The 23,958-nt window shown below is 31.8% G+C and carries 20 protein-coding genes; 12 read left to right on the forward strand and 8 right to left on the reverse strand.

The genetic code is table 11. From position 1 onward, the window contains the following. Positions 1 to 12: 12 nt before the first annotated feature. The 3 genes from pheT (at position 13) to BUB70_RS09990 (ending at position 4,538) form a co-directional block, all read left to right on the forward strand. Entirely contained in the window at positions 13 to 2,439 is a 2,427-nt protein-coding gene (gene pheT, locus BUB70_RS09980; protein WP_073121114.1) for a phenylalanine--tRNA ligase subunit beta, read from the forward strand. A gap of 104 nt (positions 2,440 to 2,543) precedes the next feature. After that, the gene (locus tag BUB70_RS09985; RefSeq protein WP_073121116.1) at positions 2,544 to 3,584 is read left to right on the forward strand and encodes a quinone-dependent dihydroorotate dehydrogenase; all 1,041 of its coding nucleotides are present in this window, start codon (positions 2,544 to 2,546) and stop codon (positions 3,582 to 3,584) included. Between the two features lie 9 nt (positions 3,585 to 3,593). Next, entirely contained in the window at positions 3,594 to 4,538 is a 945-nt protein-coding gene (locus BUB70_RS09990; protein WP_073121118.1) for a glycosyltransferase family 2 protein, read from the forward strand. A gap of 73 nt (positions 4,539 to 4,611) precedes the next feature. Here BUB70_RS09990 and BUB70_RS09995 read toward each other — a convergent pair whose 3' ends face one another. From BUB70_RS09995 to dnaB, 5 genes are all read right to left on the reverse strand, one after another. After that, entirely contained in the window at positions 4,612 to 5,154 is a 543-nt protein-coding gene (locus BUB70_RS09995) for a pyridoxamine 5'-phosphate oxidase family protein (RefSeq protein ID WP_073121120.1), read from the reverse strand. Between the two features lie 72 nt (positions 5,155 to 5,226). After that, entirely contained in the window at positions 5,227 to 6,507 is a 1,281-nt protein-coding gene (locus tag BUB70_RS10000; protein WP_073121122.1) for a sensor histidine kinase, read from the reverse strand. 385 nt (positions 6,508 to 6,892) lie between these two features. Next, positions 6,893 to 7,018, reverse strand: a complete 126-nt coding sequence (locus BUB70_RS14315; RefSeq protein WP_262508094.1) for a hypothetical protein — start codon at positions 7,016 to 7,018, stop codon at positions 6,893 to 6,895. Positions 7,019 to 7,020: 2 nt separating this feature from the next. Further along, entirely contained in the window at positions 7,021 to 7,335 is a 315-nt protein-coding gene (locus BUB70_RS10005) for a YbjQ family protein (protein WP_073121124.1), read from the reverse strand. Between the two features lie 100 nt (positions 7,336 to 7,435). Continuing rightward, complete coding sequence (dnaB, locus tag BUB70_RS10010; RefSeq protein WP_073121125.1) at positions 7,436 to 8,950, reverse strand: replicative DNA helicase; 1,515 nt, start codon at positions 8,948 to 8,950, stop codon at positions 7,436 to 7,438. Positions 8,951 to 9,183: 233 nt separating this feature from the next. Here dnaB and BUB70_RS10015 point away from each other — a divergent pair, with 233 nt between their 5' ends. From BUB70_RS10015 to BUB70_RS10055, 9 genes are all read left to right on the forward strand, one after another. Beyond that, on the forward strand, positions 9,184 to 9,987 hold the full coding sequence (locus tag BUB70_RS10015) for an HAD family hydrolase (protein WP_073121127.1): 804 nt from the start codon (positions 9,184 to 9,186) through the stop codon (positions 9,985 to 9,987). Between the two features lie 27 nt (positions 9,988 to 10,014). Then, on the forward strand, positions 10,015 to 10,812 hold the full coding sequence (locus BUB70_RS10020; protein ID WP_073121129.1) for a TrmH family RNA methyltransferase: 798 nt from the start codon (positions 10,015 to 10,017) through the stop codon (positions 10,810 to 10,812). Between the two features lie 75 nt (positions 10,813 to 10,887). After that, positions 10,888 to 12,120: a M48 family metallopeptidase gene (locus BUB70_RS10025; protein WP_073121131.1), complete on the forward strand. Its 1,233-nt coding sequence runs from the start codon at positions 10,888 to 10,890 to the stop codon at positions 12,118 to 12,120. A 107-nt stretch (positions 12,121 to 12,227) separates the two neighbouring features. After that, the gene (locus tag BUB70_RS10030; RefSeq protein ID WP_073121133.1) at positions 12,228 to 14,432 is read left to right on the forward strand and encodes a RelA/SpoT family protein; all 2,205 of its coding nucleotides are present in this window, start codon (positions 12,228 to 12,230) and stop codon (positions 14,430 to 14,432) included. A gap of 81 nt (positions 14,433 to 14,513) precedes the next feature. Next, positions 14,514 to 14,954: a Fur family transcriptional regulator gene (locus BUB70_RS10035; protein WP_073121135.1), complete on the forward strand. Its 441-nt coding sequence runs from the start codon at positions 14,514 to 14,516 to the stop codon at positions 14,952 to 14,954. 22 nt (positions 14,955 to 14,976) lie between these two features. Next, a complete protein-coding gene (locus BUB70_RS10040) occupies positions 14,977 to 16,248 on the forward strand; it encodes an adenylosuccinate synthase (RefSeq protein WP_073121137.1) in 1,272 nt (423 codons plus the stop codon). Positions 16,249 to 16,524: 276 nt separating this feature from the next. Then, complete coding sequence (locus tag BUB70_RS10045) at positions 16,525 to 18,147, forward strand: T9SS type A sorting domain-containing protein (protein WP_073121139.1); 1,623 nt, start codon at positions 16,525 to 16,527, stop codon at positions 18,145 to 18,147. A gap of 212 nt (positions 18,148 to 18,359) precedes the next feature. Continuing rightward, positions 18,360 to 19,862, forward strand: coding sequence for an OstA-like protein (locus BUB70_RS10050; protein WP_073121141.1), 1,503 nt, complete (start codon positions 18,360 to 18,362; stop codon positions 19,860 to 19,862). Continuing rightward, a complete protein-coding gene (locus BUB70_RS10055) occupies positions 19,855 to 21,045 on the forward strand; it encodes an aspartate aminotransferase family protein (protein ID WP_073121143.1) in 1,191 nt (396 codons plus the stop codon). The genes BUB70_RS10050 and BUB70_RS10055 overlap by 8 nt, the downstream gene beginning before the upstream one ends. 33 nt (positions 21,046 to 21,078) lie before the next feature. On the opposite strand, the gene BUB70_RS10060 is transcribed toward BUB70_RS10055, so the two are convergent. The 3 genes from BUB70_RS10060 to BUB70_RS10070 form a co-directional block, all read right to left on the reverse strand. Next, positions 21,079 to 22,095, reverse strand: coding sequence for a LacI family DNA-binding transcriptional regulator (locus tag BUB70_RS10060; protein WP_073121145.1), 1,017 nt, complete (start codon positions 22,093 to 22,095; stop codon positions 21,079 to 21,081). A gap of 97 nt (positions 22,096 to 22,192) precedes the next feature. After that, positions 22,193 to 23,494: a TRAP transporter large permease gene (locus tag BUB70_RS10065; protein ID WP_073121659.1), complete on the reverse strand. Its 1,302-nt coding sequence runs from the start codon at positions 23,492 to 23,494 to the stop codon at positions 22,193 to 22,195. A 5-nt stretch (positions 23,495 to 23,499) separates the two neighbouring features. Continuing rightward, positions 23,500 to 23,958, reverse strand: coding sequence for a TRAP transporter small permease (locus tag BUB70_RS10070; RefSeq protein WP_073121146.1), 459 nt, complete (start codon positions 23,956 to 23,958; stop codon positions 23,500 to 23,502).

Here is a 23,958-nt window from a genome sequence, read left to right on the forward strand (position 1 = left end):
AATTTTAAACAGATGAAAATATCATACAATTGGTTAAAACAATTTATTAAGATTGACTGGGAAGCTGAAAAGACTGGTGAATTGTTAACTGATCTAGGTTTAGAAGTAGAGGGGATTGAAAAGGTAGAATCTATCAAAGGAAGCTTAGAAGGAGTGGTGGTTGGTGAGGTTTTAACTTGTGAAAAACATCCTAATGCAGATAAATTAAGTGTTACTACAGTAAATGTTGGAGGTGAAGCTCCTATTCAAGTAGTGTGTGGTGCTCCAAATGTGGCAGCGGGTCAAAAAGTGCCTGTGGCTACTGTTGGAACGATCTTGTATGATGAAAAAGGAGAAGGGTTTAAAATTAAAAAAGGAAAAATTAGAGGAGAAGAAAGTCACGGAATGATTTGTGCCGAAGATGAATTAGGTCTAGGTAAAGGTCATGATGGGATCATGGTTTTGGCTGAAGATTTGGTTCCTGGAACTCCAATTGCTGAGGTATTTAATATTGAGGTAGATGAAGTTTTTGAAATAGGATTAACGCCTAACAGAGCCGATGCGATGAGTCACTTGGGAGTAGCAAGAGACTTACGTGCTGGATTGATGCAACAAGGAATTCAAAAAGAATTGGTAACACCTTCTGTAAGTGATTTTCACGTATATGAAAGAGCTTTAAAGTTTGATATTCATGTCAAGAATTTTGAATTGGCTCCTAAATATGCAGGAGTTGCTATTAAAGATATAAAAGTTGCAGATTCCCCAGAATGGTTGCAAAATAAATTAAAAGCAATTGGAATTAAACCTACAAATAACGTAGTAGATGTAACTAATTACGTATTACACGAATTAGGGCAGCCATTACACGCTTTTGATGCGAATAAAATTTCAGGAGGAAAAGTAGTGGTAACTACCTTAGAAGAAGGAACGAAGTTTACTACTTTAGATGGAGTTGAACGTACTTTAAGCGAAGAAGATTTAATGATTTGTGATGCTGATGAAACGCCATTGTGTATTGCAGGAGTTTTTGGAGGTTTAGAATCAGGGGTTACAGAAAATACGACTGCAATCTTTTTAGAATCAGCCTATTTTAATCCAGTATCAATTCGTAAAACAGCTAAAAGACACGGTTTAAATACCGATGCTTCTTTCCGTTTTGAAAGAGGAATTGATCCTAATGGAACAAAATACGCGTTGATTAGAGCAGCTTTGTTAATAGAGGAAATTACAGGAGGAAAAGCTGTTTCTGATGTAGATGTAGTGTACCCAAATAAGATTGAAGATTTTGAAGTTTTTATGTCTTATGAAAACGTAGCAAGAATTATTGGTCAAAAATTACCGAATGATACCATTAAAAATATTTTAGCTTCTTTAGAAATTAAAATCAATAGCGAAACCGAAGGTGGTTTAGGATTGGTAGTGCCTGCTTATAGAGTAGATGTGCAAAGAGAAGCGGATATTGTAGAAGAAATTTTACGTGTTTACGGATATAACAATATTGAGTTTTCACACAAATTAAATACTTCTATTGAACCTTCAAGGTTTGATGGTGTAAAAACTGAAAATACCATTGCAGAGCAATTAAGAGTTCAAGGGTTTAATGAAACCATGGCAAACTCTTTAACCAAGCCTTCTTATGTTGAATTGTCAGAAAATTTAAATTCTGAGAACAATGTAGAAATGTTAAATCCTTTAAGTGGTGATTTGGCAGTGATGAGACAATCTTTATTGTTTAGTGGTTTGGAATCTGTAAGTTATAACATCAACAGAAAAAATAATGATATTAAGTTTTACGAGTTTGGTAAAACCTATCATAAATACAATGAGAAGTACGAGGAGAAAAAACACTTGACTTTATTTATTTCAGGAAACAGAGATAAAGAAGCTTGGAATGCTCCAAAAAAAATCACTGATTTTTATTATATCAAAGCCGTTGTTAATGGTGTTTTAGAAAGATTAGGTCATAAAAACGTTAAAGTAACTCCAACTAAAAACGATGTATTTTCTGAAGGAATTACTTTTGCTTTAGGAAAAATGAAGTTGGTAGATGTGGGAATGGTAAGTCCTAAAATCTTAAAAGAATTTGGAATTAAACAAGAGGTTTTTTATGCAGATTTTGATTGGGATACTATTTTAAAAATATCACAAAACAACAAATTAAAAGTAACAGCTTTGCCAAAATATCCTTTGGTAAAAAGAGATTTGGCTTTGTTACTAAACAAAGAGGTTGCTTTTAAAGATTTATACAATGCTGCTTTTCAATCAGAAAAACAATTGTTAAAAGAAGTTGATTTGTTTGATGTGTATGAAGGAGATAAATTACCAGAAGGCAAAAAGTCTTATGCCTTGAGTTTTGTGTTACAAGATGAAAACAAAACTTTAGAAGACAAACAAATAGAAAAAATTATGACCAAGCTTCAAAACTCGTTTGAAAAACAGTTTGATGCTTCATTAAGATAATCTAAAAGCCTTTGAATTTTCAAAGGCTTTTTTTTGAGATTCGTTTCACATAGCGAATGAAATAAAGTTCGTAAATTTGCGACCAACAAACAAAGACAAAAACTATGAGTCTATACAAGGCTATTATCCGTCCCATCTTCTTTCAATTCGATCCAGAAAAAGTACATTATTTTACTTTTGATATGATTAAATTCATGTCTAAAATTCCAGGAGTTTCTGCTTTGACGAGAAGTATGTATAAGGTTGAAGATAGAAGATTAGAAAGAAATTTGTTTGGAATTACTTTTCCAAATCCAGTAGGTTTGGCAGCGGGGTTTGATAAAAATGCTGTGTTGTTTAATGAATTGGCAGATTACGGTTTTGGATTTATAGAAATTGGAACAGTAACTCCAAAAGCACAGGCTGGAAATCCTAAAAAACGTTTGTTTAGGTTAAAAGATGATCAAGGAATTATCAATAGAATGGGGTTTAATAACAATGGGATTGAAGCAGCTATTGAAAATTTAAAAAAGAACAAAGGAAAAGTAATTGTTGGGGGAAATATTGGGAAAAATACCGATATTCCTACAGAACAATACACGCAAGATTATTGTGAAGTTTTTGAAGCTTTACATCCTCATGTAGATTATTTTGTACTGAATGTAAGTTGTCCTAATGTTAGTAGTCATGCTAAGTTGGGAGATAAAGACTATTTGTTAGAGTTGATTGCGGCGGTGCAAAAGTTAAACAGTGCTAAAAAAGAGTTAAGACCTATTTTATTAAAAATTGCTCCAGATTTAAATCCACATCAATTAGATGAAATTATAGAGATTGTTGCAGAAACTAAGATTGATGGAGTCATTGCTTCAAACACTTCTGTAAACAGAGAAGGATTAAAAGCTACAGAGAAAAGATTGACTGAAATTGGAAATGGAGGATTGAGTGGAAAACCTATAAAAGATAGAAGTACCGCTACCATTCAATATTTGGCAGACAAATCAAATAAAGCCTTTCCAATTATTGGAGTAGGAGGAATTCATTCAGCTGAAGATGCTTTGGAAAAAATAGCAGTAGGAGCAGACTTAGTTCAGGTATATACCGGATTTATTTATGAAGGTCCTTCGTTGGTTAAAAAGATCAACAAAGCGATTTTACAATCTTCTTAAAGAACTACTATGTTTTCTTTTATCATTCCTTTATACAATCGTCCAGAAGAGATCGATGAATTGTTGTTTAGTTTAACCAAACAGAATTATCCCAAACCTTTTGAGATTGTTATTGTAGAAGACGGGTCTGATAATAATGCTAAAGAAATTATAGAAAGCTATAGAGATCGTTTAAATATTCAATATTTTTTAACGCAGAATCAAGGAGCTGGAATGGCAAGGAATTATGGAATGTCTCAAGCTAAAGGAGATTATTTTATTGTATTAGATTCTGATGTTTTAGTGCCAGCTAATTATCTAAAAAGGGTTAAAAAGGCTTTACAAGCCAATTACACCGATGCTTTTGGAGGTCCCGATGCAGCACATCCTACTTTTACACCTATGCAAAAAGCGATTAACTTTTCTATGACTTCTATGATGACTACTGGAGGAATTAGAGGAAAGAAAAAAGGAGTTGGGAAATTTCAACCAAGAAGCTTTAATCTTGGAATTTCTAGAAAAGCATTTGAAAAAACAGGGGGATTTTCTTCTATGAAAATAGGAGAAGATATTGACTTGTCTTTTAGACTTTGGGAACATGGATTCGAGACTCAGTTGATAGAAAAAGCTTTTGTATATCACAAAAGAAGAACCTCTATTGAAGCTTTTTATAAACAAACTTTTAAGTTTGGAAGTGCAAGACCTGTATTGAATAAAAAATATCCTGGAACTGCTAAAATCACCTATTGGTTTCCTAGTGTTTTTATCACAGGATTTATACTATCCTCTCTTCTTTTTATGATGGGGAGTTGGGAATTGATAACTCTTTATTACTTATACTTTATGTTGTTGTTTATGTCTTCTTTAATTGTGAACAAAAACATTACGGTTGCATTTTTATCAATCATCACTACTTTGGTACAAATGACTGGTTACGGTTTTGGATTTTTAAAATCGATGTTTTTTAAGAGTTAATGTTGTGGAGTTGTTTGTTTGAGAGTTCTTAATTTTCACTACTCACTACTCACTACTCACTACTCACTACTCACTACTCAAGAATCCTGGTTTCAAAACCATCAATACTCACAGTGTTTTTTTCTTCCCAATAAGTTTCAATTTTTTCTTGACCTTGCTTTTGAGCCCAATTTTTTAAAACAGTTCTATCTTCTTTGTAATCCATAAAAGGTACTGCATAACCGCAAGAGGTTTGTACCAAATCTACTTCCATTTCAATCACTTGTCTAGAACCTGGTGTTTCAGGAAATAAGTCAATAAAATCTTGATATTCTTGATCTCTAGGATGATAAATTTTAGCAGTACCATACAATCTTAAAATCATAGGTTTTCCTTCAAAAGCACAGAACATAATGGTCATTCTATCGTTTTTTAACAAATGAGCAGCAGTTTCGTTTCCGCTTCCTGTTAAGTTTAACCAAGCTATTTTGTTTTTGTTTATAACTCTAAAAGAATCCATTCCTTTGGGAGATACATTTACATTTCCTGTTTCTGCAGCCGTACCTACAAAAAATATTTTTTGATTTTTGATGAACTCTTGTAGCTCAGGAGCTATTTCAGTAAATTTTTTTCCCATGATTTTTTCAAGAAATTAAAAAGTACAAAATTTTTATAAAAATACTAAAAGACTAATATGTTTTAGCTTAGTTTATTTAGAAAGATTAAGAGGTAAAGTGAATTTAAAATCACTTCCTTTTCCTTCCTCACTTTTAACTCCAATATGTCCCCCAAGTTTCTTTACAAATTCTATACAAAGTACCAAACCTAGTCCAGAACCTTTTTCGTCCGCGGTACCTATAGATGATATATGACTAGATAAATCAAAAATAGTATGAATTGTTTTTTCATTCATACCAACTCCGTTGTCGGAAATAGAAATTTCGATATGATCTTGATTGATGGTTGTTAAAATATTAATTTCTCCTCCTTGATTTGTGAATTTTATAGCGTTAGAAATTAGGTTTCGTAAAATGGTACCTAAAATATTTTTATCAGTGTATAGTTCTAGGTCGTCGGTAGGAGAATAATGAATGGTAATGTTCTTAGCTTTAGCAACAGATGTTTTAAGTGCTATCGTCTCATGTATAATTTTTGACAGCATAATTGTTTCTAAGTTTAAACTTAGCTCTTCTGTTTGAGCTCTTGCCCAATTTAATAAGTTGTCAAGCAAGGCAAGTGTGTTTTGAGCTGTAGTATTAATAATATTTATATATTCCTCTGATGATGAATGATTGGTTTTATTTCCGTTTGCTAATAATAATTCTGATAAACCTAAAATGTTATTAAAAGGACTTCTTAAATCGTGTGCAATAATTGAAAATAGTTTGTTTTGTGTTTGGTTTAATTTTTCAAGTTTAAGTTGATTCTTTTGAATGATTAAATTTTTTTTAAGAATTGTTTTTTGATCTACTTCTTTTAAAAGCATAATAAAACCAACATTACAAGAACTAATTGCAAAAGTAGAAATAATGAGAAACCAATTGTTAAATGTAGTGACCTTTAAAAGACTGTAATCAGGTCCTGTTTGATAGATGTCAAACACACGAATAAGTTGAAATATTGAATACACAAAAAGAACACAGCTTAAAAGCAAAGAAAACTTGTATTTACTTTTGTGGTTAAAGAGATAAAAGGCACTAATTCCATAGAAAAAAGAACAAGAAAGAGTTCTTGTAATATGGATAACGGTTAAATTGTTTTCAGCTATTAAAATGGCAGAATAAAAAAGTAAAACAGAAATGGAGAAAATCCAAATAAGGTTTTTTCGCACTTTTCCATCAAATGAAATAAGTCCAAATGATGCAATAGCAAAACTAGAAATCATTAAAAAATTATTGATAAGGACTGTGTTTAAGACAGGAAAAATATTATGATTGCTAAAAAGAAAGATGGCAACCGTTTGAAAAATAATAGACAAGGTAAGCAACATTAAGTACCAATATTTGTGTTGATAAAAATATTGATAGATAAAAAGGACAATAATAAACAAATTGTTTAGTGCTAAAAAAAAGAATATCGAAGCGTAATCTAAGGTCATATTTATTCTTCTTTATTAGTTTTAACTTGTTATTGAAAGTAATTTGTGTTCTTTTTAGAAAAAACATACGGTACTTAGTAAATATACGTAAAATACTGTACTAAGTAAATATTTTATATGAACTTTAGTTACGGTCAACTTTATAATTTAAACTCCAGTTTTAGTATTCTTTTTTTAATAGCATTTTATTCCATTAGACCTTAGTTTGCTTTTTAGGATTAGTAACTCACTCTTTATAAATAATTTTTAATGATGATTAATACATGATTTTAATTTTTTAGTTGTCTTTATGTTCAAAATCTTCTTTGTCTTTGTTTTGAATTCTTTTGATGATTAAATAAATAATGATTCCAATAGTAATGATTAGAAAAGCAGCGTATATACCTAGAATTAAAAAACTCATTTTTATTTTAGTTTAACAGCAGTTCCATAAGCTAGAATTTCAGAAGCTCCTTGAGTAATGGTAGAAGTAGTAAGTCTGATGTTTACGATGGCATCTGCTCCTAGTTTTTGTGCATCTTGTGTCATTCTTTGTAAAGCTTGTTCTCTAGCTTGAGCTTGTAGTTTGGTGTATTCATCAAGTTCCCCTCCAACAAAGTTTTTTAATCCTGCCATAAAATCACTGGCTACACTTTTAGCTCTTACAGTGCTTCCTCTTGCAATACCTAAAATTTCTGTAATTTCTTTATTTGGAATGTTTTCTGTTGTGGTAATAATCATGTTTTCTGTATTAAATTTTTAATACTTAAATATAACTAAAAAAGCCTTTTCTATTAAGAAAAGGCTTACTGTGTGTTTACTCAGTTGTTGTGTTTATTATTTAAAACGGAACATCGTCATCATCGGGTTGTACTGGAGCATCAAAAGCATCTGCAGGATTTATGTTTCCAGACAAGTCATTAAAGTTCATGGAAGATTCTAATTGTCCGCCAAAGTCATCTTCTAAATCTGAGAATTTTGCTAAGTGACCTGTAAATTTTAATCTAATATTATCTAATCCACCGTTACGATGTTTGGCAACAATAAATTCTCCTTGTCCCTCACAAGGCGTGTGGTCATCATCATCCCATTCTGTCATTCCGTAATATTCTGGACGGAAAATGAATGATACAATATCAGCATCTTGCTCAATCGCTCCAGATTCACGTAAATCTGAAAGTAACGGACGTTTACTTCCTCCACGAGTTTCTACCGAACGAGATAACTGAGACAAAGCAATTACAGGAATGTGTAATTCTTTTGCCAGGGCTTTTAAGTTACGAGAAATCATAGAAATTTCTTGTTCACGATTTCCTCCAGCAGCTCCACCAGCAGTCATTAACTGCAAGTAGTCAATAACAATAATTTTTATATCGTGTTGAGATTTTAATCTACGGGCTTTTGCACGTAAATCAAAAATAGATAGAGAGGGGGTATCATCAATAAAAATAGGCGCTTCTGATAAGTTTTTTACTTTTACGTTTAGCTGCTCCCATTCATGAGGTTCTAAAGTTCCTTTTCTTAATTTTTCTGAAGACAATCCTGTTTCCGAAGAAATCATACGGGTAATTAACTGTACCGAAGACATCTCTAGAGAGAAAACTGCAACTCCGTGATTAAAATCAATGGCCATGTTTTTAGCCATAGAAATTACAAATGCCGTTTTACCCATACCCGGACGTGCCGCAATAATAATTAAATCCGAAGGTTGCCAACCAGAAGTCAAAGCATCTAATTTGGTAAAACCAGTGGCGTAACCAGACATTCCTTCTCTACCTCCTAATTCTTCAATTTTTTTAAGGGCTTGCCTTACCAAAGAATCAGATGTTTCAGAACTCTTTTTTAAATTTCCTTGTGTTACTTCAAAGAATTTGGTTTCTGCCATGTCTAACAAATCAAATACATCGGCAGTTTCATCATAAGATTGTTCAATAATTTCACTAGAAATAGTAATCAATTGTCGTTGTATATATTTCTGTAAAATAATACGAGCATGGAACTCAATATGGGCTGATGAAGAAACTTTTTGAGTCAGTCCAATCAGGTAAAAATCACCTCCAACCATATTCAGTTTTCCATCTTTTTTTAATTGATTAGATACTGTTAATAAGTCGGTAGGTTCAGAATTCTGGAACAAAGTGTGAATGGCTGAATAGATTGCTTGATGTTGTTCTCTGTAAAAAGCATCAGCATGTAAAATATCAATTACTGTATCAATTCCTTTTTTATCAATCATCATAGCTCCTAGCACAGCTTCCTCCATATCTACTGCTTGTGGTGGAATTTTTCCATGTGCCAAATTGATGATCTTACTCTTGTCAATTTTCTTTCCTGAAAAGCTTTTTGTTTGTTCCATAGAAGAGCAAATTTAATCGATATTCTGATTTTTTAATAAAAAAAGAGAAGTTAATTTTTCTACAAAAACTGTTAACAACTTTTATTTTGTTGATAAGTATTTTAAAAGTCTAGTAGGAGTGCTTTCTTTAGCGATTTTTTTTGCTAAAATGTTATTTTTATTGAATTTATATTAGCTATGGTGACGAAAGTCAAAAGTGTACCTTTGCGATGTAAAACATAAAGCAACAAAACATGGATTTATCTAAAGTAAAACTGATTGTGACGGACATGGACGGAACCTTATTAAACTCCGAACACAACGTAAGCAATTTGTTTTTTGAGCAATTTGAAATCTTAAAAGCCAAAAATATAAAGTTTGTGGCAGCTAGCGGAAGACAATATCACAGTATTTTACAAAAATTAGAAAGTATTAAAGAACATATTACCATAGTGGCCGAGAATGGTGCTTATGTGGTAGCCAATGATCAAGAATTATTTGTTAATGCGTTGGATAAAAAAGATGTGATAGAATTGATACGTTTAAGTCAACAAATTCCAGAGACCCATATTGTACTTTGCGGTAAAAAAAGAGCTTATTTTTTAAAGGAATCCGCTGAATTTAAAAATACGGTTACTGAATATTATAGTGAATATGAGTTGGTAGAAAGCTTTGAAGAGTTGCCAAATGATGATTTTTTAAAGATAGCCTTATGTCACTACGATGGTTCTGAAGCAAACATTTACCCTTATTTAAAACATATAGAGGGAGATTGGCAAATAAAAGTATCGGGTGAGTTGTGGGTAGACATTGCTTTACAGGCCAATCACAAAGGAAATGCTTTGACTCGTATTCAAGAGCAACATGGAATTACAGATGAAGAAACCATGGCTTTTGGAGATTATCAGAACGATTTAGAAATGCTTAAAAAAGCAAAATATAGTTTTGCGATGGCCAATGCACACAAAGATGTAAAGCAAATAGCCAATTACGAAACTCTTTCTAATAATCATTTTGGCGTAGAATCAATTCTTGACAAACTGATTGCTGTAATTTAGTATTTTCGCATTAAATTAAAAAGAGACATGCACAAACAAATTAGTAGTGCTCAAAATAGCATCATTAAATCTTTGGTGGTTTTAGGTGAAAAATCAAAAGCACGAAAACAATCTGGAAGTTTTATAGTAGAAGGTAGAAGAGAATTGTCTTTGGCTTTACAAGGGGGATATCAACTTGTGCAGGTGTTTTATTATAAAGATTTACTACCTCCAAATTATGATATCACCCAATTTGCTGCAGATACTTATATTGAAGTCAGTAAAGAAGTATATGAGAAAATAGCTTACAGAGCTACTACAGAAGGAGTTTTAGCAGTGGTAAAAGACAAATCTATGCAATTGAGTGATTTGAAATTTAACACCAAGACTCCTTTAATTTTAGTAGCAGAAGCCCCTGAAAAACCGGGGAATATTGGAGCTATGTTAAGAACAGCTGATGCTGCTAATGTAGATGCTGTTTTAATTGCGAATCCTAAAACTGATATGTTTAATCCTAATATTATTCGTTCTAGCGTAGGTTGTTTGTTTACTACTCAGATAGCTACGGGAACTACTCAGGAAATATTAGCTTATTTAAAAGAACATCAAGTAGCTACTTATGCTGCAGCTTTAAAAGAGGATTCAGAATATTATCATCACCAAAACCTTACAGAATCTACTGCATTGATAGTAGGGACAGAGGCTGTAGGGTTGTCTGATGAGTGGTTAGAGCAATCCACTAAAAAAATTATTATTCCCATGTTGGGAAAAATAGATTCTATGAATGTGTCCGTTGCTGCCGGAATATTAATGTACGAAGCCAAAAGACAACGTAATTTTAAGTAATGAGTATAAAGTATCAAGTAAAAATATTTATTTGATTTAACCAACAACCAACAACCAACAACCAACAACTAAAAAATGACAGGTACTATTTTATTTATTATCATTATAGCATTAATTGTGATCAACTTTATTAAAGATGAAGTGATTAGTTATGTAAACGCTTTACATTTTAACGATCCTATTCCAAAGGAATTAAAAGATGTATATGATACAGAAGCTTATGAAAAATCACAAGCTTATAAGATGGAGAATTATAAATTTTCAACCCTATCAGGTTTATTTAGTTTTGTGGTAACTCTTTTGTTTTTTCTGCTAGATGGTGTTGCCTTGGTAGAAAAATGGTCTTTACAAATTACTTCAAATTCTATTTTACAAACCTTGGTGTTTTTTGGTATCATAGGTTTGGTGAGTTCTATTATTCAGATTCCTTTCGGCTATTATCACACTTTTGTGATTGAAGAAAAGTTTGGTTTTAACAAAAGCACTAAAAAATTATTTGTGATTGATAAAATCAAAGGGCTTTTGATGACCTTGGTTTTAGGAGGAGGATTGTTGTGGTTAATTACCTGGTTGTATAGCAAAATGGAGCAAAATTTTTGGTGGTATGCTTGGTTGGTGTTTGCTGTGTTTACATTGTTTTTAACCATGTTTTATTCAAGTATTATTGTTCCTTTATTTAACAAGCAAACTCCTTTAGAAGAAGGAAGTTTAAAAGACAAATTATTTGCCTATGCTACAGCACAAGGATTTAAACTAGATAATATTTTTGTGATAGATGGTTCCAAGCGTTCTACCAAAGCCAACGCATATTTTACAGGTTTTGGTCCCAAAAAAAGAATTGTATTGTACGATACTTTGGTTCAAGATTTAAGCGAAGAAGAAATTGTAGCAGTGTTTGCACATGAAGTAGGTCATTACAAAAGAAAACATACTATTTTTAATATGATTGCTTCTTTGTGCTTAACAGGTTTTACTTTATTTATTTTAGGAAGGTTGTTGGGGAATCCTTTACTGGCTGATGCATTTGGAGTAGAAAAAAGTAGTTTTCATATCGGGATGTTGGCTTTTGGAATTTTATATAGCCCCATTTCGGAAATTACAGGAGTAATTATGAATCTTTTTTCTAGAAAGTTTGAATATCAAGCAGATGATTTTGCTAAGGAAACATATGAAGGAAAATATTTAATATCATCACTTAAAAAACTATCTAAAAACAGTTTAAGTAATTTAACACCACACAAATGGAATGTGTTTTTTCATTATTCACATCCTACCTTGTTACAGCGAGTATTGAATTTGAAAAAATAGTCGTATATCGTAGAAAAAATAGTATATTTATTAAGAAGATACATAGCAATTTACTGGTGACATTTTAAAAATGCCATCGGTATTTTTGTTTTAAAAATAATCGGTTTATGGGCTATATAATTGATGTAGAAGCGGAAAACAAAGAAATTACGCGTAGGTATAAAGACCTTTTAAAAGATAGCTATCAGTATTTGTCAGATGATGATAAAAAGTTGATACGTAAAGCCTTTGATATTGCTGTTGAGGCACATAGTGAACAAAGAAGAAAAACAGGAGAACCTTATATATATCATCCTATTGCTGTGGCAAAATTGGTGGCGGTAGAAATTGGTTTGGGAGCGATCTCAATTGCATCAGCTTTGTTGCACGATGTTGTAGAAGATACTGACTATACCATAGAAGATATGGAGCGTTTGTTTGGTGAAAAAGTAGCTAAAATTGTAAACGGGTTGACTAAGATTTCTAGAATGAGTAAAGACCAAATGGCCTCTATTCAAGCAGAGAACTTCCGTAAAATGTTACTAACCTTAAATGATGATGTCCGTGTTATTTTAATAAAAATTGCAGATCGTTTGCATAATATGCAAACGATGGATGCCATGCCTCCTCATAAACAAGTAAAGATTGCCTCAGAGACTTTATATATTTATGCTCCCTTGGCTCATCGTTTAGGATTGTTTAATATTAAAAGTGAGTTAGAAGATTTAGGATTAAAATATACGGAACCTGAGGTTTATAACTCTATAGAGAAAAAGATCATCGCTAATAAAGATAATCAGTTAGATTATATAGAAAATTTCTCTTCAAAAATAAGTCAAGCACTAGAAAAACAAGGATTTAAGTTTGAGATTAAAGGTAGAACCAAGTCTATTTTTTCTATTCGTAAAAAAATGCTTTCTCAAGGAGTAAAGTACGAAGAGGTTTATGATAAGTTTGCCATTCGTATTATTTATGATTCCGAAGGCGAAAATGAAAAATTTGATGCATGGAAAATATATTCCATTGTTACAGATAATTATAGACCAAATCCTAGTCGTTTAAGAGATTGGATTTCTCAACCCAAAACTACTGGGTACGAAGCTTTACATATTACGGTAATGGGGCCAGAAGGACGTTGGGTTGAAGTACAAGTTCGTTCTAAAAGAATGAATGAAATTGCCGAAAAAGGATATGCAGCTCACTTTAAATACAAACAAGGAGAGGTTAACGAGAGTGGTTTAGAATCATGGTTAAATAGGTTAAAAGACACTTTAGAAAACCACAGTATGAATGCTGTAGATTTTGTGGAAGATTTTAAGTTGAATTTATATTCTAAAGAAATCTTTATTTTTACGCCTAAGGGAGATATTAAATCTTTACCTAAAGGTGCATCTGCTTTAGATTTTGCATTTAGTATTCATACCGACATCGGCTTAAAATGTAGAGGAGTAAAAGTCAACGGAAAGTTAACTCCTTTAGATCGAGTTTTAGAAAGTGGAGATCAGGTTGAGGTGATTACTTCGGAAAACCAAAAGCCATCAGAAAGGTGGTTGACTTTTGTGGTGACTGCCAGAGCAAGAGCCAAAATTCGTCAAGCCTTAAAAGAGGAAGAACGTAAAGTTGCAGCGGATGGAAAAGAGTTGTTGAGAAGAAAATTACGTCATTTAAAAATTGAACCTTCAGATAAAAATTTAGGAGCAATGATTTCTTACTTTAAGCTAAAAACTACTTTTGATTTGTTTTATAGAGTAGGAGTTGGAACCATTGATAATACTCAAATAAGAAATTTTGCCAATCAACAAACCAGTACTTTTGCTAAATTGTTCCGTAGAACAAAATCAGATCCTTCTAAAATTGAAAAGAAAGAAGAGCTTTCTACCAATTACGATTTGCTTTTGTTTGGAAATGATAATGAAAGGTTAGAGTATACATTATCTAAATGTTGTAATCCTATTCCTGGAGATAAAGTGTTTGGTTTTTTAACGGTTAACGAAGGAATTAAAGTTCATAAAACCAATTGTCCAAACGCCATTAGTATGCAGTCTAATTATGCATACAGAATTATGAAGGCTCATTGGGTAGATTCAACCAAGCAAGAATTTAAAGTTACCTTAAGTATTACAGGAGAAGATAGTTCTGGAATGCTAGGAAACATTACAAGAGTTATTTCTAGTAATAATCATGTTAATATTAATAGCCTAAATATTTCTGGAGATGGTAGCTTATTTGAAGGTAAATTTACCATCACCATTAATAATAAGAGTAAACTAAAGAAAATAACACAGCAGTTACAAGGTGTAAAAGGGGTGAAGCGAGTAAAACGTATTATTTAAAAAAAAGCCCCTTTTTTTAACAAGATAAAACAAATAAAAGTATAAATTTGCATCTTGCTGTTTTTAAACAACAACCTAGTCATGGATACTAAAGAAAAAAATCAAGAAATCGTTAAAAATGTGTTTGTTAAGTTTTTAGAAACTAATAAACATCGTAAAACGCCTGAGCGTTTTGCCATTTTGCAGGAAATTTATGATTTAGAAGAACATTTTGATATTGAGTCTTTGTATATCAATATGAAAAACAAAAAGTATCGAGTAAGTAGAGCTACCCTCTATAATACTATAGAATTGTTGTTAGAATGTGGTTTGGTAAGAAGACATCAATTTGGACAAAACCAAGCACATTACGAAAAAAGTTTTTTTGACAAGCAGCATGATCATTTGATTTTAGACAGTGGAGAAGTAGTTGAGTTTTGCGACCCAAGAATACAAACCATTAAGAAAACAATAGAAGATGTATTTGGTGTAGAGATTCATAAACACTCTCTATATTTTTACGGAACTAAGAAAGAAAATTAGAATTATACATTTATAAAGCAAAATGGCGGTAGATTTATTATTAGGATTGCAGTGGGGTGATGAAGGTAAAGGAAAAATAGTTGATGTTTTAACTCAAAACTACAACTTAATATCTCGTTTTCAAGGAGGTCCAAATGCAGGACATACTTTAATCTTTGACGGACACAAACATGTTTTACACACAATTCCTTCTGGAATTTTTCATAAAGATGCTGTAAACGTTGTAGGTAATGGAGTGGTTATAGACCCTGTTATTTTTAACAAAGAAATTGAAAACTTATCTCAGTTTGATATTGACTTTAAAAATGTGTTATTAATATCTAGAAAAGCACACTTAATTTTACCAACTCACCGTTTGTTAGATGCTGCATCTGAAAAAGCAAAAGGTAAAGATAAAATTGGTTCTACTTTAAAAGGTATTGGTCCAACTTATATGGATAAAACAGGACGTAATGGAATGCGTGTTGGAGATTTAGAGTTAGATAACTGGAAAGAAATTTTTGAAACCTTAACTCAAAAGCATGTAAAAATGATAGACTTCTACAATGTAGAATTAGACTATGATTTAAATGCTTTAAGAGAAGAGTTTTTTGCTAGTGTAGCAGAATTAAGAAAGTTAACTTTTATTGATAGTGAGGAGTATTTACACACTGCTATTAAAAATAAAAAAACCATTTTAGCAGAAGGGGCTCAAGGTTCTTTGTTAGATGTTGATTTTGGAACGTATCCATTTGTAACTTCTTCTAACACTACTGCTGCGGGAGCTTGTACAGGTTTAGGTATTGCACCTAACCAAATAGGAGAAGTATTCGGAATTTTTAAAGCTTATACTACTCGTGTAGGTTCTGGACCTTTCCCAACAGAATTGTTTGATGAAGATGGAGCAACCATGGCTAAAGTAGGTCATGAGTTTGGAGCAACAACTGGTCGTGCACGTAGATGTGGATGGTTAGATATGGTGGCTTTAAAATATGCTTGTCAAGTAAACGGTGTAACACAATTAAATATGATGAAAGCTGATGTGTTATCAGGTTTTAAAACTTTAAAAGTGTGTACTGCTTATGAATATAAAGGAGAAATTATTACTCATTTCCCTTATAATATTGAACCAGAAAATGTAAAACCAATTTATACTGAATTACCAGGTTGGAATGAAGATTTAACTGGAATGACTTCTGAAGATCAATTACCACAAGCATTGTTAGATTACATCGCTTTTATTGAGAAAGAAACAGGTATTAAAATTACAATTGTTTCTGTTGGACCAGATAGAAAACAAACTATTGAAAGATAGTTTACAAAAAAAATAAAATAAAATAAAATAAAAAAACCTCATCAAAATTGATGAGGTTTTTTTGTAAGTAAAATTTTGACAGATGAGTTTTATTTAATGTTTTTAAGTTTTAATAGTTATATAGGTAAAAACAAGTATTAAATATTATGTTTTTGCTATAATTAGAGTGATAATATTATTTTATCCCTCTTTTATTATTGATTTACTACTCTTGTAAGCAATGAGACTTAGTTAATTTTGACAAACAATTATTAACTAATTTAAATTTTATAATACATGAAAAAAACTACTAAATTATTAGGAATAGCAAGTTTGTTATTTGCTACATCGTTTAATGTAAACGCACAGTGTTATACACCTACTGAATCAGGAACAAATATAATTTTTAATCCTTCTTTTCAAGGAGATTTTGATGCCAGTGGTTTTACAAAGGGGTGGACAAATTTTGATCCATACACAACAGTAAATTCTTGTGATGATGTGTCTGATACATCTGGAAGTTTGTACTTAAAAGGAAATTGTTATCCTAATGGAGGGGTGATAGAGTATGTTGCTCCAGTTCAGATATTACCTGGGCACAACTACCAAATTAAGGCGATGATTAAAAATGAAACTGCTGCTGATGATGCATTTAATTTTCATTTACCTGGTGATGTTTGGGATTTGCCAGATACTAATAACCATAGCTCATCTGCTCATTTAGTTGGTATACCATCAACAACAGGTTGGGTTCAATTTGATAAAACTGTTACCACAGGACTAAATGCTTCAGGAGATTTAAAGTTTTTGATAATGTCTTGTGATGGTTTTGTTGATTCTACTATTGATGATTTTATTTATATTGATAATCTTGAAATATATGATTTGGGGGAGAACCTTGAACCAGTTATGATTGTTTCTGAAACCAAATTAGTATTTTCAGAAACTCCTGATGAAACAGCAACTTTTACAATCAGTAGTTCTAACTTGTCAGGAGATATTACTTTAACAGCTCCTACAGGAATTACATTAGATAAGACAACAATAACTATTGCAGAAGCAGCAGAAGGAGATGTAACAGTAACAGCTACTTTTGATGGTTTGGCAAATATTTTAAATGAAAATATCACAATTTCTACTTCAGGTATTGATCCAAAAATGATTAGTGTTATTGGTTCTGTAGATTCAGGTTGTTTTACACCTCTAAATTCAGCTAGTAATATGATTTCAGATTCTAAATTATTATCAAGAGGTAGTTTTGGTGGATGGGGTGATGTTACCATTGCTTATGAAGTTGCAGGTGCTTGTGGAGCTACCACAGCTTTATTATCAACAGACGGAGTAAATGTTGGGTATCCTGATGGAGCGGCATTAGATGCTTCAGGAATTGCATGGTTACCAAATACTCAGTACAGAGCTCGTGCTTGGGTAAAAACAATTGAAGGTGGTATCGCTATAAAATTAGGACAGGTAGATGGAGGTACTTTTGATGGAGAATTTGTAGATGCTTTAGATATTGATACAAACGGAGAATGGGTTTTAATGGATAAAACTTTTACAACAGGAGCAGCTCCGGGAACTGGTGGGTTTTTTAGCTTTAACACTGCGGATGCTACAGGAACTGTTGCTACACAAACATATGTAGATAATTTTGAATTGTATGATATTAGTACTTTAAGTTCTGAAGAGGTTGCTTTTAATTCTTCTTCGGTAAAAATTTCACCTAACCCAGTAAATGATGTTTTAAACATTATTACAGGAGATAAAATTTCTAAAGTAACTATTTATGATGTATTAGGAAGAGTTATTTTATCTAAAGACAATCAATCATCTATTGATGTTTCTAGTCTAAGTAGTGGTTCATACATTGTTAACATAGTTGTAGGAGGTACTTCTCAATCATTAAAATTCTTAAAATAAAAATTAAGTTTATTAAATAAAATAGGCCGATGCTTTTGAAAGCATCGGCCTTCTTTTTTATATGCATTTCGTTATGATTAAAAATCTTTTTTATGATGTGTTCTGTTAGTATTTTGTAAGATATACCCTCTATTTTTGGGCATACATATTGCTTATTCAATTGTTTTATAAAGATTTCAAAAATTCACTTAATAAAGTATCTTTGCTAGCGTATGAAAGTATCTATAAAACTTAAAATGTTATTTTTGTTTCTTCCTTTTTTAGGAATGTCTCAAACTAGCAAAATAAAAATATTACATGCCAACCAAACTTATGCGGATCAAAAGCAGTATCCTAAAGCATTGGTTTTAAATGGTGATGTTCGTGTATTGCATCAAGGTGCTTTGATGACTTGTAAAAAAGCGTTGTATTATAAGTTAGATAATAGATTGTATGCTTATGGTGATGTGGTCATTAATCAGGGAGATACTATTAAGCAATATAGTGATCATTTACAATATGATGGAGATTCACAGAAAGCATTGTCTTGGGGAAAAGTTATCGTAAATGATAAAGACATGACTTTAACCACCGATACGCTTCATTTTAACAGAGCTACTCAGGTATTAAGTTATGATTGTTTTGGGAAAATTGTGAACAAAGAAAATACCTTAACAAGTCAGATAGGGGAGTATTTTGCCAATGATAAAAAATTAACGGCAAGACAAAATGTTAAAGTGGTAAATCCGGACATGGATTTAAAAACTGGACACTTAGATTATTATACAGAAACAGGAAAAACTTATTTATACGGTCCATCAATCATTAAAAATAAGGATAGTGATTTATACACTGAAAGAGGAATTTACGACACTAGACTTTCTTTAGGATATTTATTAAAAAACTCAGTTATCTATCATCAAGATAATGAGATTCAAGGAGATAGTTTGTATTACAATCAGAAAAATGATTTTGCTTCCGGTACTGGGAATTTAATTATTACAGACACCGTAAATAAAATAGTAGTAAAAGGAGATTATGGAGAAATTTATCGTAGAAAAGACTCTATGATTGTTTCCAAAAGACCTGTAGCTATTTCTATTGTAGATAAAGATTCTATGTATATCCATGGGGATACCATATCTGTTACAGGAAAGGAAAAAAACAAATTGATGAAAGTATATCATCATGTAAAGTTTTTTAAATCAGATTTAAGTGGAAAGTGTGATTCTTTAGTCACTCGTCAAGAAGAAGGAGTTACAGAGTTGTTTACCAACCCAATACTTTGGTCTGGTGAAAATCAAATTACAGGAGATAGTATTCGTTTATTAAGTAATAAAGAAACACAAAAGCTAGATTCTTTAAAAATTGTTAAAAACGCTTTTATTGTTCAAAAAGATAGTGTTGGTTATAATCAGATTAAAGGAAAAGATATGTATGGAAAGTTTATAGAGCAAAAACTTTCTACGCTCTTGGTAAAAGGAAACGGAGCTGTAATTAATTATGCTAGGAATGATGAAACCAAGGAGCTTACAGCAATTATGAGAATGGAATGTAGTAATATTCTTTTTTCATTAAAAGAAAATAAAATGGAGACCATTATGTTTTTAAAACAACCTGATGGAAAAACGTATCCGCCTTCACAATTTCCAAAAGATCAAGCTTTATTAAAGGGATTTATTTGGAGGGGTGATGAACGTCCACTAACCAAAGAAGATATTTTTATACATGACTAATTTAAGAGAAGATTTTTTTAAGCATCAGGCACAAACATCTCCACATCCCTTAATTATAGAGGTAGCAAGTGCAAAAGGATCTTATGTATATGATATTCATGGGAAAGCTTATTTAGATTTTATAGCAGGGGTTTCTGCGAATAGTTTGGGACATAATCACCCAAAAGTTTCTCAAGCCATCAAAGATCAGGTAGATACTTATACGCATGTAATGGTCTATGGGGAGTTTGTTCAGCAACCACAAACAGAGCTTTGCAAGTTGTTAGTAGATTTATTACCTGAAAACTTAAATACTGTTTATTTAGTAAATTCAGGAACTGAAGCCACAGAAGGAGCTTTGAAATTGGCTAAAAGAGTGACTAAAAGATCGGAAATAGTTGCTGCTAAAAATGCATACCATGGGAATACTCAAGGATCTATGAGTGTTTGCGGAGCAGAAGTACAAAATAGAGTGTTTAGGCCTTTAATTCCAGGAACAAAATTTATTACTTATAACAATGTAGAGGATTTGTCTAAAATTACTACAGAAACAGCTGCAGTAATTTTAGAAACCATTCAAGGTGGAGCCGGTTTTATTGTTTCACAAAATGGATATTTAGAAAAAGTTAGAAAAAGATGTGATGAGGTTGGGGCTTTACTAATTTTAGATGAAATTCAATCAGGAGTAGGACGTACAGGGAAATTTTTCGGTTTTGAACATTATAACTGTGTTCCAGATATTGTGGTTACAGGAAAAGGTCTTGGTGGCGGAATGCCAATAGGCGCTTTTATTAGTAGCTATGAAAATATGAGTTTATTAAAAGAAAATCCAATGTTGGGACATGTCACTACTTTTGGCGGGCATCCTGTAATTGCAGCGGCTGCTTTGGCTACTGTAAAAGAAATTACAGAAACCAATCTAATGGATGAAACTTTGCGTAAGGAACAATTGATTAAAGATTGTTTACAACATCCGGCTATTAAAGAAATTAGAGGGAAAGGATTGATGTTGGCTTTGATGATGGAAAATGCTGATGTAGCGGCTGATGTAGTTTTAAAATGTATGGATGAAGGATTGTTGTTGTTCTTTTTATTATTTGAAAAAAGAGCCGTAAGAATTAGTCCACCACTAACTATTTCTGATGAAGAAATCAGAATAGGATGTGAAATAATAATAAAGGTAATAAATGAAGTTACTGCATAAAAAAAGAGGATGAGTCATCATCCTCTTTTTTTATTATAATTTTTGAGAGGATTGTCTAATAATTAATTCAGTCCCTAAAGTTTTTGAATGTTCTGAAGGGGTTTTAATTGTTTTTTTGATAAGTTCAATCAATAATGAAGATGCGATAATTCCCATTTCAACATCTGGTTGATTAATTGTGGTTAGGTTTGGTTCTATAGCTGCAGAAATGGGATCATTATTGAAACCTACAATAGCTATGTCATCAGGAATTTTTATGTTATTCTTTTTAAAATGTTGCATAGCACTAATAGCTGCAGTATCATTTGAAGAATAGATTCCATCAACTTTGGGTAGTTTTAAAACTTTTTTAGCCATTTCTATACCATCTGCCTCGGAAAGTTGTGATTCTAGAATATACTCAGGTCTAATAGGTATATCGTTGTCAGTTAAAGCAGCAACATAACCTTCAGTTCTTCTTTTGTAAAGTGCTATTTTTTGGAATCCTGAAAAATGAACAATATTTTTACATCCGTTTTTTATAAGATGTTTGGTAGCATTATAACTAGCTTCATAATCATCAATACTAATACTAGGGGTATCTAACATGGTAATGGGTCTATCAAAAAAAACGATTGGTCCACCATTGGTTTTAAAATTAGATAGATGATCGTAGTTAGTAGTTCCCATGGAAACCGAAATTAATAATCCATCTACACGATTAGATAGTAAAGTGGAAACTAACTCTTTTTCTCTTTCAAAACTTTCTAAAGATTGACCGATAACTACATTGTAGCCCGCGTTGTATGCTGTTTCTTCAATACCAGAAATTACAGAAGAAAAAAAGGTTCTAGAAATTCTAGGAACAATAATGCCAATGGTATTTGTTTTGTTTGTTCTTAAATTAGAGGCTAGAATATTTTTTTGATATCCCAATTCAATTGCCTTTTTTTGAATTAAGTCTTTGGTTTTTTGAGAAACTCTAGGACTATTATTCAATGCTCTAGAAACAGTAGAACTGTTGATCTTTAGTGCTTTCGAAATATCATGAATAGTAGTCTTTTTTTTCATTTTTTATATTGACTATTCTAAGTAGAATTAAAAACAAAACTGAAAATTATAGACTTATAATCTTCAGTTTTGTCTTTGTATTAAGATGAATGTTCTATTAGTTTAATAAACCAAATACTCTTGGTAACCATAAACTTAAATCAGGGAAATAAGTTACAAGGAATAAAGAAACTATCATTGCTAAAAATAATGGCAATAATGGTTTAATTACCTTATCAATGGTAGTGTTTGCAACTCCAATTCCAACAAATAGCACGGAACCTACAGGAGGTGTACACAATCCTATACTCAGGTTTAATACCATAATCATCCCGAAGTGAATAGGGTCCATTCCTAAAGATGTTACTACTGGTAAGAAAATAGGAGTAAAGATTAAAACTGCTGGTGTCATATCCATAAATACCCCAACAAATAATAATAACAAGTTGATGATGATAAGTATGACAATTTTATTATCACTAATTCCTAATAATACGTTGCTAATATCTTGAGGAATATTTTCAAAAGACATTACCCATGACATACTCATAGAAGCTCCAATTAACAGCATTACAATAGCTGTAGTACAAGAAGAATCTAATAAGATTTCAGGTAAGTTTTTAAAGTTTATTTCTTTATAAACAATTCCTAGTAAAAAAGTATATAATACTGCTATTGCTGAAGCTTCAGTAGCGGTGAAGATACCTACTACGATACCACCAATAACAATAATTAACAATAACAAACTAGGAACAGCATCAATAAAAGTTTTAAATACTTGTTTTAAAGAACTGCGTTCTCCTAATTTATATTTTTTCTTTTTTGCCCATAAAGAGGCAACGATCATTAATAATAATCCTGTTAAAATTCCAGGAATGTATCCAGCTAAGAATAAAGCAGCAATAGACACTCCTCCGCTTGCTAAAGAATAAACAATTAATACGTTACTTGGTGGAATAATTAATCCTGTTGTTGATGAGGTAATGTTTACAGCAGCACCAAATTCTTTAGAATATCCTTCTTTTTCCATTTCAGGTCCTAAAATACTTCCCATTGCAGAAGCAGATGCCATAGCAGATCCTGCAATAGCTCCCATAAGCATAGCTCCAATGACATTGATTAATGCTAAACCTCCTGGTAATGATCCTACTAATGTTTTAGCGAAAGCAATGAGTCGATGGGCAATACCTCCTTTGTTCATTAATTGTCCTGATAATACAAAGAAAGGAATGGCTAATAGAGAGAAACTATCTAATCCTGTTCCCATTCTTTGGGAAACAGTAGTTAATGCTGGTATAACAGGTATACTTACAAGCATTGTTAATACTGAAGAAATGGCTATACTCCAGGCAACAGGTGTTCCAATGGTTAGCAAGATTAAAAAACTTACTACTAATACTAATTCTGGTAAAAATTCCATCATAATTATGCGCTTAAAAGATCTGTTGTTTTATAATAAATAATTAAGATTCCGCTTAAAGGAATTACTGCGTACACAAAGGCTAAAGGTATTTGTAGTGCAGGAGATGTTTGTCCTAGTAAAAAACTAATGTAAACCAATCGTGATCCTCCAACAACCATTGCTGCAAAAGCAAAAAGAATTACTAAGGCAAAAACCAATACTCTTAATTTTTTTTGAGTAGCAGGTCCTGTTTTTAATGGTACTACATCAATAGCTACGTGCATATTTCTTCCAGACACATATGCTGCTCCTAAAATTCCTACCCAAATCATTAAATATCTCGATAATTCATCTGTAAAAGAACTTGGAGACCCAATTACAAATCTTGAAAATACTTGCCATAATACATTGATTACCATTAATCCCATGATAACAGTTAATATAGAACCTAGTATTTTATCTACTTTTTTTCTTAATTTCAT

This window comes from Wenyingzhuangia marina (assembly GCF_900130035.1).
Classification (GTDB): domain Bacteria; phylum Bacteroidota; class Bacteroidia; order Flavobacteriales; family Flavobacteriaceae; genus Wenyingzhuangia; species Wenyingzhuangia marina.